General features: G+C 64.3%; 16 protein-coding genes. 7 read left to right on the plus strand and 9 right to left on the minus strand.

Annotated elements, in window-relative coordinates; all coding sequences use genetic code 11:
- Positions 1–118 precede the first annotated feature (118 nt).
- Both E5221_RS06515 and E5221_RS06520 read right to left on the minus strand, forming a co-directional pair.
- Positions 119–613 carry a SprT family zinc-dependent metalloprotease gene (locus E5221_RS06515; protein ID WP_013971347.1) on the minus strand — a complete coding sequence of 165 codons (495 nt, stop codon included), beginning with the start codon at positions 611–613 and terminating at the stop codon, positions 119–121.
- A gap of 132 nt (positions 614–745) precedes the next feature.
- Positions 746–1345 (minus strand): Yip1 family protein, encoded by a 600-nt coding sequence (locus tag E5221_RS06520; protein WP_003252385.1) that lies wholly within the window; start codon positions 1343–1345, stop codon positions 746–748.
- Between the two features lie 262 nt (positions 1346–1607).
- On the opposite strand from E5221_RS06520, the gene ttcA reads away from it, so the two are divergent.
- Complete coding sequence (ttcA, locus tag E5221_RS06525) at positions 1608–2432, plus strand: tRNA 2-thiocytidine(32) synthetase TtcA (protein ID WP_012270926.1); 825 nt, start codon at positions 1608–1610, stop codon at positions 2430–2432.
- 4 nt (positions 2433–2436) lie between these two features.
- Positions 2437–3108: a DNA-3-methyladenine glycosylase I gene (locus E5221_RS06530; RefSeq protein ID WP_004375485.1), complete on the plus strand. Its 672-nt coding sequence runs from the start codon at positions 2437–2439 to the stop codon at positions 3106–3108.
- A 102-nt stretch (positions 3109–3210) separates the two neighbouring features.
- Here E5221_RS06530 and E5221_RS06535 read toward each other — a convergent pair whose 3' ends face one another.
- Genes E5221_RS06535 through arsC form a run of 3 tightly spaced genes read right to left on the minus strand, consistent with a single transcriptional unit; the run spans position 3211 to position 4572 of the window.
- On the minus strand, positions 3211–3624 hold the full coding sequence (locus tag E5221_RS06535) for a DUF2069 domain-containing protein (protein ID WP_039615077.1): 414 nt from the start codon (positions 3622–3624) through the stop codon (positions 3211–3213).
- Positions 3617–4222, minus strand: coding sequence for an NAD(P)H:quinone oxidoreductase (gene wrbA, locus E5221_RS06540; RefSeq protein ID WP_015269222.1), 606 nt, complete (start codon positions 4220–4222; stop codon positions 3617–3619). Before wrbA ends, E5221_RS06535 begins: the two co-directional genes overlap by 8 nt.
- Entirely contained in the window at positions 4219–4572 is a 354-nt protein-coding gene (arsC, locus tag E5221_RS06545; RefSeq protein WP_247847020.1) for an arsenate reductase (glutaredoxin), read from the minus strand. Before arsC ends, wrbA begins: the two co-directional genes overlap by 4 nt.
- 85 nt (positions 4573–4657) lie before the next feature.
- Here arsC and E5221_RS06550 point away from each other — a divergent pair, with 85 nt between their 5' ends.
- Complete coding sequence (locus E5221_RS06550) at positions 4658–5122, plus strand: TlpA disulfide reductase family protein (protein ID WP_015269224.1); 465 nt, start codon at positions 4658–4660, stop codon at positions 5120–5122.
- 117 nt (positions 5123–5239) lie between these two features.
- Here the strand turns inward: E5221_RS06550 and E5221_RS06555 are convergent, their stop codons facing one another.
- The 4 genes from E5221_RS06555 to E5221_RS06570 form a co-directional block, all read right to left on the minus strand.
- A complete protein-coding gene (locus E5221_RS06555; RefSeq protein ID WP_004375489.1) occupies positions 5240–5644 on the minus strand; it encodes an META domain-containing protein in 405 nt (134 codons plus the stop codon).
- Entirely contained in the window at positions 5641–6078 is a 438-nt protein-coding gene (locus E5221_RS06560; RefSeq protein ID WP_004375491.1) for a hypothetical protein, read from the minus strand. The genes E5221_RS06555 and E5221_RS06560 overlap by 4 nt, the downstream gene beginning before the upstream one ends.
- Positions 6079–6109: 31 nt before the next feature.
- Positions 6110–7099, minus strand: a complete 990-nt coding sequence (locus E5221_RS06565) for a 2-hydroxyacid dehydrogenase (protein WP_061551298.1) — start codon at positions 7097–7099, stop codon at positions 6110–6112.
- A 196-nt stretch (positions 7100–7295) separates the two neighbouring features.
- Positions 7296–10052: a response regulator gene (locus E5221_RS06570; protein WP_061551297.1), complete on the minus strand. Its 2757-nt coding sequence runs from the start codon at positions 10050–10052 to the stop codon at positions 7296–7298.
- Between the two features lie 193 nt (positions 10053–10245).
- On the opposite strand from E5221_RS06570, the gene E5221_RS06575 reads away from it, so the two are divergent.
- From E5221_RS06575 to rlmD, 4 genes are all read left to right on the plus strand, one after another.
- Positions 10246–10965 (plus strand): response regulator transcription factor, encoded by a 720-nt coding sequence (locus E5221_RS06575; protein ID WP_123084259.1) that lies wholly within the window; start codon positions 10246–10248, stop codon positions 10963–10965.
- Positions 10966–10968: 3 nt separating this feature from the next.
- A complete protein-coding gene (locus E5221_RS06580; protein ID WP_247847021.1) occupies positions 10969–12360 on the plus strand; it encodes a sensor histidine kinase in 1392 nt (463 codons plus the stop codon).
- A 159-nt stretch (positions 12361–12519) separates the two neighbouring features.
- Entirely contained in the window at positions 12520–13419 is a 900-nt protein-coding gene (gene cysM, locus E5221_RS06585; protein WP_023662461.1) for a cysteine synthase CysM, read from the plus strand.
- Positions 13420–14778 carry a 23S rRNA (uracil(1939)-C(5))-methyltransferase RlmD gene (gene rlmD, locus E5221_RS06590; RefSeq protein ID WP_247847022.1) on the plus strand — a complete coding sequence of 453 codons (1359 nt, stop codon included), beginning with the start codon at positions 13420–13422 and terminating at the stop codon, positions 14776–14778.
- Positions 14779–14847: the final 69 nt, after the last annotated feature.

Raw genomic sequence — 14847 nt, forward strand, 5'->3', positions numbered from 1 at the left:
TGTGATTCATATATCGCCAGCACTGGCCTCTTCGCGGGTAAACCCGCTCCCACAGGGCAGTGGTACCCCTGTGGGAGCGGGTTTACCCGCGAAGAGGCCGGAACAGGCAAGACACAATCTATTCGACGCGCGTCTCGCCGCTGTACACCAATATCTCCCTGCACCGCTTGCACAGGTAGCGCCGCCCCTGGCGCACCAGCTTGTGCCGCTGCGCGGTAAACGGGAAGTCGCTCTGCGGACACGGGCAGCGGTAGATGTAGCGGGTCACCACGCGCCGTTGCACTTCGTAGTTGTGGCAACGGTTGGGCGGCAGTTCATACACCCCGCGCATGATCAGCTGCCACTCTTCGCCATGGGCCTGGATGCGGTCGCCGAACAGATGGTGGGCCACCAGGTGCGCCACCTCATGGGCCACGGTCTGGCGCAAGAAGTCTTCCTGGTTTTCGCGGTAAAGCTGCAGGTTGAAGCGCAGCAGGTTCTCGTGCAGGTGGGCGACGCCGGCTTTTTGCCCGCGCAGCTTGAAGCTGATTTCCGGGCGTGGGAAGGGGCGTTTGAAGAAGGTTTCAGCTTGCTGGTAACAGGTTTCGACGCGTTGTCTGAGCAGCTCGGGCATGGCGGGGTGGTTCTCCTGACCGGACATTATGCCGCAACCCCGGGCAACCTGCCGAGCCACCGGTCAGCGCACAGCCAGAGGCCGCCTTGCGGCGGCCCCAGGTTTGATGCCCCAGTGTTGGTCGAGTCTGTTCTAGTTGGTGTAGACGGGCCCCACGCCCAGTCCCCAGATGATCACCGTGGCGGCCATGATCGCCACCAGTACCACAAGGCCTACCGCCAGCACCGAGCTGGAGAACAGGAAGCCTTCGTCGGACGGTATGTTCATGAACGTCGGCAAACCGACGTACAACAGGTACACCGTGTAGCAGATGGCGGCCGTGCCGATCAGCATGCCCAGCCACAGGTGCGGGTACAGCGCCGCCAGGCCGCCGATGAACAACGGTGTGGCGGTGTAGGTGGCAAAGGCGATGCACTGTGCCATGGACGGGTTGGCATCGTAGGTGCGGGCCATCCAGTGGATGAACGCCCCCATTACCGCCACCCCGGCAAGCATCGCCAGGTACGACATGATGCTCATCCAGATGGCGCTTTCCATGGTCAGCATAACCGCTGGCCGGTCGCCGATCACCCAGCCGACCTGGGTTGTACCGATGAACGCCGAAACGGCGGGGATCGCAGCCAGGATCAGGGTGTGCGTCAGGTACATGTGGCTGATGGTTTCTTCTTCGCCACGAATTTCCCGCCATTCCTGGTCGGGATGGGTAAACAGCCCCACAACGTGATGAATCATGCCGATCACTCCTCTCAATGTTGCCAAACGCCCCCCAGATGGAGCGCAAGCGGCCCTAGGCCCGAACACCGAAGCAAGCGGTAATGTGGCCTTATGTCGCAGTATAGGAAGCCGTTACCCGCATAAACCGTGCTTTTTAGAGCAAATTGCGCTGTAAGACGCGCTGTTGATTACAATGAAGTCTTTATCGGAATGCCTACAGCGCCGCCGCGTTTGTGCGTAAAATAGCCGGCTTTTGTCACACCTCGCGGATCCAAGCGCTATGGGCACCCTCTCGGTCAACCAGAACAAACTGCAAAAACGCCTGCGTCGTCTCGCCGGCGAAGCCATCACCGACTACAACATGATCGAGGATGGCGACAAGGTCATGGTCTGCCTGTCCGGCGGCAAGGACAGCTACACCATGCTCGACGTTCTGTTGCACCTGCAGAAGGTGGCACCGATCAAGTTCGAGATCGTCGCGGTGAACATGGACCAGAAGCAGCCGGGGTTCCCCGAGCATGTGCTGCCGGCCTACCTGAAGGAACTGGGCGTCGAGTACCACATTGTCGAGAAGGACACCTATTCGGTGGTCAAGGAGCTTGTCCCCGAGGGCAAGACCACCTGCTCGCTGTGTTCACGCCTGCGCCGTGGCACCCTGTACACCTTTGCCGACGAAATTGGCGCGACCAAGATGGCGCTGGGGCACCACCGCGACGATATCGTCGAAACCTTCTTCCTCAACATGTTCTTCAACGGTGCGCTCAAGGGCATGCCGCCGAAGCTGCGCGCCGACGATGGCCGCAACGTGGTGATCCGCCCGCTGGCCTACTGCAGCGAGAAGGATATCCAGGCCTACTCGGACATGAAGGAATTCCCGATCATCCCGTGCAACCTGTGCGGTTCGCAGGAAAACCTGCAGCGCCAGGTGGTCAAGGACATGCTGGTGGAGTGGGAGCGCAAGCACCCGGGGCGTACCGAGAGCATCTTCCGCGCCTTGCAGAACGTGGCACCGTCGCAGTTGGCCGACCGCAACCTGTTCGACTTCACCAGCCTGAAGATCGACGAGAACGCCACCCCACGTTTCCTTGACGTGCTGAACATCTGAGCCCATGCGCGATTACCAGTGGTTGCACGAGTACTGCCTGAACCGCTTCGGCTCGGCCCAGGCCCTGGAGGCCTTCCTGCCGCAGCCGCGCACACCGGCGCAACTGCGTGATATCAGCGACGATCGCTACCTTTCGACCTTGGCCCTGCGCGTGTTCCGCGCCGGGCTCAAGCACAGCCTGGTGGATGCCAAGTGGCCGGCGTTCGAGCAGGTGTTCTTCGGCTTCGACCCGGAGAAGGTGGTATTGATGGGCGCCGAGCACCTCGAGCGGCTGATGCACGACGAGCGCATCATTCGCCACCTGGGCAAGCTCAAGAGCGTGCCGCGCAATGCGCAGATGGTTCTTGACGTGGCCAAGGAGAAGGGCAGTTTCGGCGCCTTCATCGCCGACTGGCCGGTGACTGACATCGTCGGTTTGTGGAAGTACCTGGCCAAGCACGGCAACCAGCTGGGCGGGTTGTCGGCACCGCGCTTCCTGCGAATGGTTGGCAAGGACACGTTCATCCCTACCGATGACATGGCTGCGGCGTTGATTGCGCAGAAGGTGGTCGACAAGCCGCCGACCAGCCAGCGGGACCTGGCCCTGGTGCAGCAGGCGTTCAACCAGTGGCATGCGGAGAGTGGGCGGCCGCTGTGCCAGTTGTCGGTGATGCTGGCGCATACCGTCAACCATTGAGATTTGTGTTGGCCCCTTCGCGGGCATGCCCGCTCCCACAGGTACAGCGCCGACCTCAAGTGTGGCGCGAACCCTGTGGGAGCGGGCAAGCCCGCGAAGAATCTAACTGCCTTCGCCCGCCATGCGCCGCTCATGCTGGAACTTCCAGCGCACATACAGCAGCCCGGCAGTGAACAGCCCCAGGCTCACCAGCACTTCTACCCAGCCAAATACCGCCCGCGCCGGGTCGAACGCCGCCAGTACGCCCTTGATGAAATAGATATTCACCACGAAGCAGGTCCAGGCATGTGCCCGGGCGCTACCTGTCAGCATGCCCGGCAGCAACAGCAGCAACGGCACCAGCTCGATCGCCAGGATCACCTCGACCCGCGCCCCGTGCAGGTTGGCGAACCACAGGTTGTTCGCCACCAGCAGGGCGATCAGGCCGAAGAAGAATGCCAGGCTCAGCGCCCGTGTCAGGCGCAGGCGAGGCGCCAGCCACTCAAGCGGCGGCAATACCTTGGGCTTCTTAGCCACGTGCAGCCTCCAGGGCCTTTGCAGTGGTCGCCAGGCGTTGGCCAAGGGCGCGGCACAGGGCTATCTCGTGCTGGTCGAGCTCGCGCTTGCCATCGGCGCCAGCATGATGGCTGGCGCCATACGGGGTGCCGCCGCCACGGGTTTCGAGCAATGCCGATTCGCTGTACGGCAGGCCCATCACCAGCATGCCGTGGTGCATCAGCGGCAGCATCATCGACAGCAGAGTGGTTTCCTGTCCGCCGTGCAGGCTGGCGGTAGAGGTGAACACGCCTGCCGGCTTGCCGACCAGTTCACCGCCCAGCCACAGGCTGCTGGTGCCATCCAGGAAGTACTTGAGCGGCGCCGCCATGTTGCCGAAGCGGGTCGGGCTGCCCAGTACCAGGCCGGCGCAGTGGCGCAGGTCGTCCAGGGTGGCGTACAGCGCACCGTTGGCCGGGATGTCCGGGGCCACTGCTTCGCACTCGGTGGAAATCGCCGGTACCGTGCGCAGGCGGGCTTCCATGCCGGCCAGCTCGATGCCGCGGGCGATGTGCCGGGCCATCTCACTGGTCGAACCATGGCGGCTGTAATACAGCACCAGGATGTAGGGCTCGCTCACGGCAGGATCTCCAGTACTTTCTCGGGTGGTCGGCCGACCACGGCCTTGTCGCCAGCGACGAGGATCGGCCGCTCGATCAGCTTGGGGTGCCGGGCCATGGCCTCGATCAGTTGCGCGTCGGTAAGCGACGGGTCGGCCAGGTTCAGCTCCTTGTACTCGTCCTCGCCGGTACGCAGCAGCTGGCGCGGGGCGATGCCCAGCTTGCCGAGCAGAGCCGTCAGGGTGGCCGCGTCGGGCGGGGTCTCGAGGTAGCGCACGATTGTCGGCGCCAGGCCGCGAGCTTCGAGCAGTTCCAGAGCGCCGCGGGATTTCGAGCAGCGCGGGTTATGATAGAGCGTGAGGTCGGTCATGTCGGGTCGCATCCAGCAGGGTGTGGCGGCTATTCTAACCGCAGCGACTGACCAATTTGCTTTAAAACTCGAGAAGGATTGACCCATGGCAAGGCGTCTGGCAGCAGTACTGGCCATCACCGCGAGCCTGTTGCTCGGTGGTTGCGGTGCCGATTATGGCGTGGACCAACACGGTAATACGGTTAAGGCCGAACAGATCGACGGGCACTGGCTGGTGCTCAACTACTGGGCCGAATGGTGCGGGCCGTGCCGTACCGAAATCCCTGAACTGAACGCGGCAGCCAAGCAGTGGGCGGCCGATGGTATCAAGGTGGTGGGGGTGAACTTCGATGGCTTGCAAGGGCAGGAGCTGAAGCAGGCTGCCGAAACCCTGGGCATCGCTTTCACCGTATTGGCGCAGGACCCGGCCGAGCGCTATGACCTGCCACGTAGCGAGGCATTGCCGGTGACCTACATCATCGATGACAAGGGCAAGGTGCGGGAGCAACTTATGGGCGAGCAGACCCTGGAAGGGCTGCAGGCCAAGATCAAGGCGCTGAAGGGCGCCTGATGCATTTTGGGGCTGCTTTGCAGCCCATCGCGACACAAGGCCGCTCCTACAGGAGATCGCATCCCATGTAGGAGCGGCCTTGTGCCGCGATGGGCCGCAAAGCGGCCCCGGCAATATTCAGCCTTCCTCAGGCCAGAAGCGCAGCGGCTTGCCTTCGGCCGGCCAGAAACGCATCTGCTCGATAGGCGACACATCCCAGCGCTGCACTGTTTCCAGCGCCTGCAGGAAGCGTTTTTCCTGTTCCATCAACGCCGGCGCGCAGAGCTTGCGGGTCTTGCCGACCTTGCCGAAGCTAAGGTGCTCGCCGTCCAGTGTATATGGCGCGAACCAGTGGTTACAGCCGCCATTGCCATAGGCACGGCCATCGCTGGCCAAGGTCAGGGTCAGGTGGCTGTAGTCGATCAGCGGCCGTTCGCCAATCCACTCCAGCACATAGCTGCGCTCCTGCTGCAGCTTGGAAGGTTCTGCGGCGCAGCCGAGCAGGCCGGTGGCAATCAGCACGCCGGTCAGCAGATTTTTCACTCGGCGCTCTCCTGGCAACGCGGGCACAGGTGTTTTTCGCCACGGCTGGCCCAGCCCAGCTCGGCAACCCGCGCGCTGGCGGCAGGCTGGCGGGCTTTCTTGCCCAGCTTGGCGTCCACCGCGAACTCGAAGTCCAGCACGGCGTCGCAGCTGTCGCACGCGACCTGCCAGGTAAGGATTTCCAGCTCGTTGAACACCGGGCCGCTGGCCACGGCAACCCACTGGCCGCGCGGGTTGATCAGGTGGCGCACGCTCTCCACTGTCAGGCGCATGGACAAATCCTTGCTGCCCTTGAGGGTGACCAGCAGGGTGTCGCCTTTGTGCATCGAGCCGCCGTTGCCGGTGACCTGGTAACGGCCCGGCACCAGGGCGCGGCACTCGATCAGGGTGTGTTGCGGGTTGAAAAGGGTGTAGCGGAAATCGTGCTCGACCATGGGTCCTCCAGAAATGCCGCGTATCCTAGCACTAACCCATCACCAGATTCTGTGGATTGCCTGCCGCCCAGCGGTTGATGTTGTCCAGCGTGGTCGCGGCGATGGCATCCAGTGCCTCGCGGGTAAGGAACGCCTGGTGGGCAGTGATGATCACGTTGGGGAAGGTCAGCAGACGGGCCAGCACGTCGTCCTGCAGCGGCAGGTCGGAGCGGTCCTCGAAGAACAGCTGGGCTTCTTCTTCGTAGACGTCCAGGCCCAGGTAGCCGAGCTGACCGCTCTTCAGCGCGTCGATCAGCGCCGGGGTGTCGACCAGCGCGCCGCGGCCGGTGTTGATCAGCATGGCGCCGGGCTGCAACTGGGCCAGGCTTTGTGCATTGATAAGGTGCCGGGTGTGCTCGGTCAGCGGGCAGTGCAGGCTTATGACGCGGGCTTCACGCAGCAACTCGGGCAATGGCAGGTAGCGCGCGCCCAAGGCCAGCAGCTCGGGGTTGGGGTAAGGGTCATAGGCCAGCAACTGGCAGCCGAAACCGGACATGATGCGGGCAAAGGCGGTGCCGATCTGGCCGGTACCGACCACGCCGACGGTCTTGTCGTGCAGGTCGAAGCCGGTAAGCCCGTGCAGGGTGAAGTCACCCTCGCGGGTGCGGTTGTAGGCCCGGTGCAGGCGCCGGTTCAGGGCCAGGATCAGCGCCACTGCGTGTTCGGCAACGGCGTGCGGCGAGTAGGCCGGCACTCGCACTACGGTCAGGCCCAGGCGCTGGGCGGCGGCCAGGTCGACATGGTTGTAGCCGGCCGAGCGCAGGGCGACCAGGCGCGTGCCGCCCGCGGCCAGGCGCTGCAGTACCTGGGCGTCGAGCTCGTCATTGATGAAGGCGCAGACCACCTCGTAGCCATCGGCCAGGGTAGCGGTGTCGAGGGTCAGGCGGGCAGGCTGGAAGTGCAGGTCCAGTGTGGTGCCGCTGGCGGCACGGGTGAAGCTTTCCTGGTCGTAGTGCTGGCTGCTGAACAACAGGGCGCGCATGGTGGGGCTTCCTTTGCAGTGGTCTGGGGATTGTAGCCAGCGATGTTTGCCCGATATTGATCCGTGCCGGCCAGGTACATTCTTTGTAGGAGCAGCCTTGTGCTGCGAAGAGGCCAGCACAGGCGATACATTAATGGCCGCCTGCACCGGCCTCTTCGCAGCACAAGGCTGCTCCTACAAGTAATGTGCTCGGGCTTCAGGCGCTCAATCTGGCCTGCGCCGCCAGGCGGTTGATTGCCGCATCCAGTTCGTCCAGTGCCAGCTGTGCCAGCGGGTTTTCCTGCTTGAGCAAGGTTTCGCTGCGCTGGCACGCGGCCCGCAACTGCGGCACGCCGCAATAACGCGAGGCGCCGTTCAGGCGGTGCACCTGTTCGATCAGGCGGTTGCGGTCGTCGGCCTCGCGGGCGGCGCGTATGGCTTCGCGGTCGGCTTCCAGCGAGCCCAGCAGCATGCTCAGCATATCGGCCGCCAGGTCCGCTTTGCCGGCGGCCAGGCGCAGGCCTTCCTCAGGGTCCAGCACCTTCAGGTCATCACCGTTGGCCAGTTGCTCGGCCAGGCGTTCCTGCTCTGGCGCACCCAGGCTCAGGCCGGTCCATTTCATTACCACCTGGGCCAGCTGCCGTTCGCTGATTGGCTTGGTCAGGTAGTCGTCCATGCCTCCATGCAGCAACGCGCGTTTCTCGTTGGCCATGGCGTGGGCGGTGAGGGCGACGATCGGCAGCGGGTCGCCGCTTTGGGTGTTTTCCCACAGGCGGATCTGCTCGGTGCAGGCGCGGCCGTCCATGCCGGGCATCTGCACGTCCATCAGCACCAGGTCGAACGGTTCGTTCTGTACCGCCTGTACTGCCGCATAGCCGTTGTCGACGGCCAGCACCTCGGCGCCCAGGTCTTCGAGCAGGGTCTGCACCAGCAGCAGGTTGGCGGGGTTGTCGTCGACGCAGAGGATCTTCGGCTGGCGCTGGCCGTTGATGCTGTTCACCTCGCCCTGCGGGCGGCGCGGTTGCACCAGTTCCAGCAACAGGCGGCGCAGTTTGCGCGTGCAGGTCGGCTTGGACAGCAACTGGCCATGGCCGTTGGGAAGGTACGGGTGGTACAGCGCCTGCTCGGTGGTCGGGCACAGCACCACGCACTGGCAATGGTAGCGCTCGAGCTGCTGATGGTAATGGCCCAGCTGCTCGGGCGACAGGTTGCCAAGGTTGGCCCCGAGCACGGCGAACTCGAACGGCAGGCCGGCCTGGCTGGCGGCTTGCACGCCCTGCAGCAGTTGGTCGAAGGAGGCGAACAGGCTGACGCTGAGGCCGCAGTCTTCCAGCTGGTGCTCCAACGCCTGGCGCGCCAGTTCGTGGCCATCGACGATGGCTGCGCGGCGGCCCAGCAGCGGTTGCAGCGGCAGCTCCTCGACACCATCGTGGGCCTTGGGCAGGTTGAGGCTGATCCAGAACTGCGAACCCTCGCCCGGGGTGCTGTCGACGCCGATTTCGCCGCCCATCTGCTCGATCAGGCGCTTGGAAATTACCAGCCCCAGGCCGGTGCCGCCAGGCTGGCGGGCCAGCGAGTTGTCGGCCTGGCTGAAGGCCTGGAACAGCGTACGCACATCCTGCGGCGACAAGCCGATGCCGGTGTCCTGCACGCTGATGCGCAGCTGCGCACTGTCCTCGTGCTCATCTTCGAGCATGGCGCGTACGACGATGGTGCCCTCGCGGGTGAACTTGATTGCGTTGCTGACCAAGTTGGTAAGGATCTGCTTGAGCCGCAACGGGTCGCCGATCAGCGACGACGGAGTATCGCGGTAGATCAGGCTGAGCAGTTCCAGCTGCTTGGCGTGGGCGGCCGGGGCGAGGATGGTCAGGGTGTCCTGGATCAGGTCGCGCAGGTTGAAGGGGATGCTGTCGAGCACCAGCTTGCCGGCCTCGATCTTGGAGAAGTCGAGGATCTCGTTGATGATCCCGAGCAGGTTGTCGGCAGACTTCTCGATGGTGCTCAGGTAGTCCAGCTGGCGCGGTGTCAGCTCGCTTTTTTGCAGCAGGTGGGTGAAACCGAGGATGCCGTTGAGCGGGGTGCGGATTTCGTGGCTCATGTTGGCCAGGAATTCCGACTTGATGCGGCTGGCCTCCAAGGCTTCCTTGCGCGCCATGTCCAGCTCGATGTTCTGGATCTCGATGGTTTCCAGGTTCTGGCGTACGTCCTCGGTGGCCTGGTCGATGCTGTGCTGCAGCTCTTCGTGGGCGTTGTGCAAGGTTTCGGCCATACGGTTGATGCCGCGCGCCAGCTCGTCAAGCTCGTGGCTGCCCATGGCCGGCAGGCGCTCCTCGAGGTGGCCGTCCTTGAGCTGGTTGACCGCATGCTTGATGCGCTTGATCGGGTCGTTGATGGTGCGGCTCATGCGCAGTGCCAGCAGGCCGCTGAGCACCAGACAGGCGAGAATCAGCAACAGGCTGGTGAACAGGTTGCGGTAGCCGCGCAGCAGGGTGCCGTCGTGGGACAGCTCGATCTCGACCCAGCCCAGCAGGCGTTCGGCTTCGGTCGGCACGGCATCGGTGGCCAGGTCGCGGTGGTGGCCGAACACTGGCATCAGATAGCGGGTGGCGTCATTGCCACTGCGTTGCAGCAGCTGGGTGCCGGTGCCGCCGCTGGGCGGCTGGTTGAGCATGCTCGGGCCGGCATGGGCCAGGCGCGTGCGGTCCGGGGCCAGGAAGGCGACTGCGCGCACATCGGCCTGCTCCAGTGTTTGTGCGGCAATGCGCTCAAGTTGTGCCGGTGCCAGCTTGGCCATGGCGGGCGCGGCCAACGGCGCCAGCTGCTCGGCGATCATCTTGCCGCGTTGCAGCAGCTGGGTGCGCAGGTCGTTCTGTTGCAGCCAGGTGAAGTAACTACCCAGCACCAATGCCATCAGGCCGGCCGGCAGCAGGGCCAGCAGCAGGACCCGGCTGCGAATTCCCAAGCGATCGAGCACACTCGCCTCCTGTCATGTGCCTGGACACCGTCAAGCGATGACGGCCAAGCCGGGAAGTTACTCCGCCTGCCGTGCTATTGCACCTCTTTAGTACGTGTTTTGTGCCCTTGCAGCGGCATTGGTCGCAGGGCGGTTGCCTGGCAGGCGCTGGATACTCAATAATCGCCCAATTGAGAATGCATGGCAGTTGCCAATGAATCCTGTAGCTATTCACAACTCCAATATCCTCGCCATCGAGGATGATCCGGTCCTCGGTGCCTATCTGCACGAAGAGCTGCAGCGCGGCGGCTTCCAGGTGACTTGGTGCCGCAACGGCCTGGAGGGCCTTGAAACGGCGGGACGCCATGCTTTCGACGTGGTGCTCATGGACATCCTGCTGCCCGGGCTAAACGGCCTGGATGCCCTGGCGCAGTTGCGCAAGCGCAGCGCCACGCCGGTGATCCTGATGTCGGCGCTAGGTGCCGAAGCCGACCGCATCAGCGGCTTCCAGCGTGGTGCCGACGACTACCTGCCCAAGCCGTTCAGCATGGCAGAGCTGCGGGTGCGCATCGAGGCTATCCTGCGCCGTGTGGCCCTCGAGCGGCGCCATCAAGCCCCGCAGGTGCAGGAAGGCAGTGGCGAGTTGCAATATGACGAGGCGCTGTGCGACGTGCGCCTGGATGGCCGCCTGGCCGGCCTGACACCCAGCGAATACCGCCTGCTCGACATTCTCAACCGCAACCTCGACGAAGTCCTGAGCAAGCCGTTCCTTTACCAGCAAGTACTGCAGCGAGGCTATTCGCGGCATGACCGCAGCCTGGACATGCACGTCAGCCAGATACGCCGCAAGCTCAAGGGCATCGGCTATCACGAACGGCAGATCCGTACAGTGTGGGGCAAGGGCTACGTGCTCAGCGCCAGCGAGGCGGAGTAACCCATGCTCGACCGCCATTCGCTGTTCTGGAAGCTGGCGATCCTGCTGGTGGGCTTCTGCCTGCTGATGATCGGCCTCAGTTACACCTGGGGTCGGCACATGGAGACCCAGAACGCCTTCCTTTCGGAGCCGGCGCGGCAGGCTTTGCGTGGCTATGCCGCCGAGGCCGAGCAGGCATGGCGCAGTGGTGGGCGGGCAGGGCTGGACCGCTGGGTGGCGGCGATGCACCAGCGCGAACGCGGCTGGGTTGGCGTGCTCGACCTGAACCTGCGGCCGCTCGACAGCGCCAGCCCCGACCCGCAGATCATGCAGCGGTTGACCCGCCTGCGCGGTGTCGACTGGCCGATGAGCCGGCGCAGTGTCGACCAGCCGTGGTTGCGCATACCGTTCCCGGGGGCACCGGAGCAGGGCATGTTGGTGATCGAACTGCCGCAGCGCTTCAACCCCGGCCAGTACCGGATGCTGTGGCGTATCGTCACCAACGGCATCATCCCGGGTCTGTTCACCCTGCTGTTATGTGTTGGCCTTTATCGCATGCTGATCGTGCCGTTGAACCAATTGCGCGAGCAGGCCAATGCCTGGCGCGCCGACCAGTTGTCGGCTCGCCTCGACTCACGCACCATCGCCCGGCATGACGAGCTGGGTGAACTGGCCCGTGCCTTCGACCAGATGGCCGAGCGGCTGCAGGGCACGGTAGCCATGCAGCAGCAGTTGCTGCGTGATCTGTCTCACGAAATGCGTACGCCACTCAGCCGGCTGCGGGTGGCCTGCGATGGTGAAACCGACCTGCAGCGCCTGCGTGAACGCCTGACACGGGAGGTGGACTGCATGCAGCAGCTGGTCGAGGATACCCTGCAACTGGCCTGGCAGGACGCCGAACGTGCGCCAATGAACCTTGAGCCGATCGAGGTGCAGGCGCTGTGGGAGCTGCTGGCCGAGAATGCCAGTTATGAAAGCGGCTGGGCACCGGCGCGGCTGCGCTGCGAAGTGCCGGCGGACTGCTGGGTGCAGGGCAACCTGAACTACCTGGCCCAGGCGCTGGAGAACATGTTGCGCAATGCCATTCGTCACTCGCCGGCCGAGGGTGTGGTGCGCCTCGGTGGGCAGCGTGAAGGCGGGTATTGGCGGTTGTGGCTGGAAGACGAAGGCGGTGGCGTGGCTGAAGAAGACCTGGAGCGGATCTTTGCACCGTTCTCACGGCTGGACGGTTCGCGGCCCGGGGATGGTGGTTTCGGCCTGGGGCTGAGCATCGCCCGCAGTGCCATCCAGCGTCAGGGTGGTACCTTGTGGGCGCAGAATGGCAAACGCGGGCTGCGGTTGTGGATGCGCTTGCCAATACATGTCCCGGCCCCTTCGCGGGTGAACCCGCTCCCACAGGTTCATCACTACTCTTGAGGCTAGTGGAGTCCCTGTGGGAGCGGGTTCACCCGCGAAAGGGCCGGAACAGGCTATCGATATAGCTTGTAGCTATATTCATCACAGATTGCGTGATATGGCCGGGAAGGGTTTGCCGGTATGATAGGCACCCCTGCCGTCCGGATTGTGAAATACGCCATGACCTTGCAGTACCCAACCATCGCCGATTGCGTCGGCAATACGCCCCTGGTTCGCCTGCAGCGTATCGCTGGCGAAACCAGCAACACCCTCCTGCTCAAGCTCGAAGGTAACAATCCCGCCGGCTCGGTGAAGGACCGCCCGGCATTGTCGATGATCACCCGTGCCGAACTGCGCGGCCAGATCAAGCCCGGCGATACCCTGATCGAAGCCACCTCCGGCAACACCGGCATCGCCCTGGCGATGGCTGCGGCGATCAAGGGCTACAAGATGATCCTGATCATGCCCGACAATTCCACCGCCGAGCGCAAAGCCGCCATGACCGCCTACGGCGCCGAGCTGATCCTGGTGACCAAGGAAGAGGGTATGGAGGGCGCCCGTGACCTGGCCGAGAAGCTGCAGGCCGAAGGCCGCGGCCTGGTGCTGGACCAGTTCGCCAACGGCGACAACCCCATCGCCCACTACAACAGCACCGGCCCCGAGATCTGGCAGCAGACCCAGGGCACCATCACCCATTTCGTCAGCTCCATGGGTACCACCGGTACCATCATGGGCTGCTCGCAGTACCTCAAGGAACAAAACCCGGCGGTGCAGATCATTGGCCTGCAACCAATGGAAGGCTCGGCAATTCCGGGCATCCGCCGCTGGCCCGAGGAATACCTGCCGAAAATCTTCGACGCCAGCCGTGTCGACCGCGTGGTCGACATGTCGCAGCAGGAAGCCGAGGAAACCACCCGCCGCCTTGCCCGTGAAGAGGGCATTTTCTGCGGCGTGTCTTCCGGTGGTGCAGTCGCGGCCATGCTGCGCCTGTCCCGCGAGGTGGAAAATGCCACGATGGTCGCGATCATCTGCGACCGCGGCGACCGTTACCTGTCCACCGGCCTGTTCGACCCGAGCTAAATGTCCAAGAAGAAAAGCAACAGCGGCCTGCGCTTCCAGCCGGCCGGCGGCAACCGCAGCCCCCAGGTCCCGGTGGGCAAGAAGCAGCGCCTGGAAATCGAGCGCCTGGCCGGTGACGGCCGGGGCATCGCCTTCCACGAAGGGCGCACCTGGTTCGTCAGCGGCGCCCTGGCCGGTGAGGCCGTCGAGGCGCGGGTGCTCAATGCCCGTGGCAAAGTGGTCGAGGCCCGCCTGGAGCGCCTGCTGCAGGCCAGCCCCGAACGCCGTCAGGCACCGTGCCGGTATTACGAGCGTTGCGGAGGCTGCAACCTGCAGCACCTGCCGCACGAAGCGCAACTGGCGCTCAAGCAGCGCACCCTGGCAGAGCAGCTGCAGCGGGTGGCCGGCGTGCAGCCCGAGGAATGGGCCGCACCGCTGAGTGGGCCGGAGTTCGGCTACCGGCGCCGCGCCCGCGTGGCCGTGCGCTGGGACGCCAAGGCGCGTCAGCTGGAGGTCGGCTTCCGTGCCGAAGCCAGCCAGGACATCATTGCCATCGACGATTGCGCGGTGCTGGTACAGCCCTTGCAGTCGATTCTGCGCCATTTACCGACCGTGCTGCGCTCGCTGAGCAAGCCGCAGGCGCTGGGCCATGTGGAACTGTTCAGCGGTACTGCCGAGGCGCTGCTGGTGCGCCATGTCGCGCCGTTGCCCGCCGAAGACCTGGCCAGGCTGCAGGCGTTCTGCGAACAGGCCAATGCCCAGTTGTGGCTGCAGGGCGAAGGGGAGCCGGCGCCAGTGGACCCGGCCGCGCAGCTGGGCTTTGCCCTGGCGCCCTGGCAGTTGGAACTGGCCTGGCGCCCAGGTGACTTCGTACAGGTGAATGCCCAGGTCAACACGGCGATGATAGAGCAGGCGCTGGCCTGGCTCGCACCGCAGGCCGACGAGCGCGTGCTGGACCTGTTCTGCGGCCTGGGCAACTTCGCCCTGCCACTGGCCCGGCAGGCGCGCGAGGTAGTGGCAGTGGAAGGAGTGCAGGCCATGGTCGATCGGGCCGCGACCAATGCCCGGAACAACAATGTGCATAACGCACGGTTTTTTCAGGCCGATTTATCGCAGCCTTTGGCGGGTGCCGGATGGGCCGCCGAGGGCTTTTCTGCGGTACTCTTGGATCCACCGCGCGACGGTGCTTTCGAGGTGGTGCAAGGCATCGCCCGCCTCAAGGCCAGAAGGCTGGTCTATGTATCGTGCAACCCGGCCACGCTGGCGCGAGACGCGCAGGTGCTGGTCGGCCAGGGGTACCGGTTAAAAAGGGCCGGGATTCTCGACATGTTTCCTCAGACGGCGCATGTCGAGGCCATGGCGTTATTCGAAGCGGGCTAGCTGACTGGCCCCTTGGTGCGGCTTTCATGGAATGGTGGCCGCACGGTGATCGCCAGCGCACCCGTGTGG

This window comes from Pseudomonas sp. A2 (genome assembly GCF_023100865.1).
Lineage (GTDB): Bacteria > Pseudomonadota > Gammaproteobacteria > Pseudomonadales > Pseudomonadaceae > Aquipseudomonas > Aquipseudomonas asiatica.

Excerpts from the sequence above, each read along its gene's own strand:
- E5221_RS06515 (WP_013971347.1), bottom strand. The coding sequence starts at position 613 with ATGCCCGAGCTGCTCAGACAACGCGTCGAAACCTGTTACCAGCAAGCT.
- E5221_RS06520 (WP_003252385.1), bottom strand. The coding sequence starts at position 1,345 with ATGATTCATCACGTTGTGGGGCTGTTTACCCATCCCGACCAGGAATGG.
- ttcA (WP_012270926.1), top strand. The coding sequence starts at position 1,608 with ATGGGCACCCTCTCGGTCAACCAGAACAAACTGCAAAAACGCCTGCGT.
- E5221_RS06530 (WP_004375485.1), top strand. The coding sequence starts at position 2,437 with ATGCGCGATTACCAGTGGTTGCACGAGTACTGCCTGAACCGCTTCGGC.
- arsC (WP_247847020.1), bottom strand. The coding sequence starts at position 4,572 with ATGACCGACCTCACGCTCTATCATAACCCGCGCTGCTCGAAATCCCGC.
- E5221_RS06550 (WP_015269224.1), top strand. The coding sequence starts at position 4,658 with ATGGCAAGGCGTCTGGCAGCAGTACTGGCCATCACCGCGAGCCTGTTG.
- E5221_RS06560 (WP_004375491.1), bottom strand. The coding sequence starts at position 6,078 with ATGGTCGAGCACGATTTCCGCTACACCCTTTTCAACCCGCAACACACC.
- E5221_RS06565 (WP_061551298.1), bottom strand. The coding sequence starts at position 7,099 with ATGCGCGCCCTGTTGTTCAGCAGCCAGCACTACGACCAGGAAAGCTTC.
- E5221_RS06575 (WP_123084259.1), top strand. The coding sequence starts at position 10,246 with ATGAATCCTGTAGCTATTCACAACTCCAATATCCTCGCCATCGAGGAT.
- E5221_RS06580 (WP_247847021.1), top strand. The coding sequence starts at position 10,969 with ATGCTCGACCGCCATTCGCTGTTCTGGAAGCTGGCGATCCTGCTGGTG.
- cysM (WP_023662461.1), top strand. The coding sequence starts at position 12,520 with ATGACCTTGCAGTACCCAACCATCGCCGATTGCGTCGGCAATACGCCC.
- rlmD (WP_247847022.1), top strand. The coding sequence starts at position 13,420 with ATGTCCAAGAAGAAAAGCAACAGCGGCCTGCGCTTCCAGCCGGCCGGC.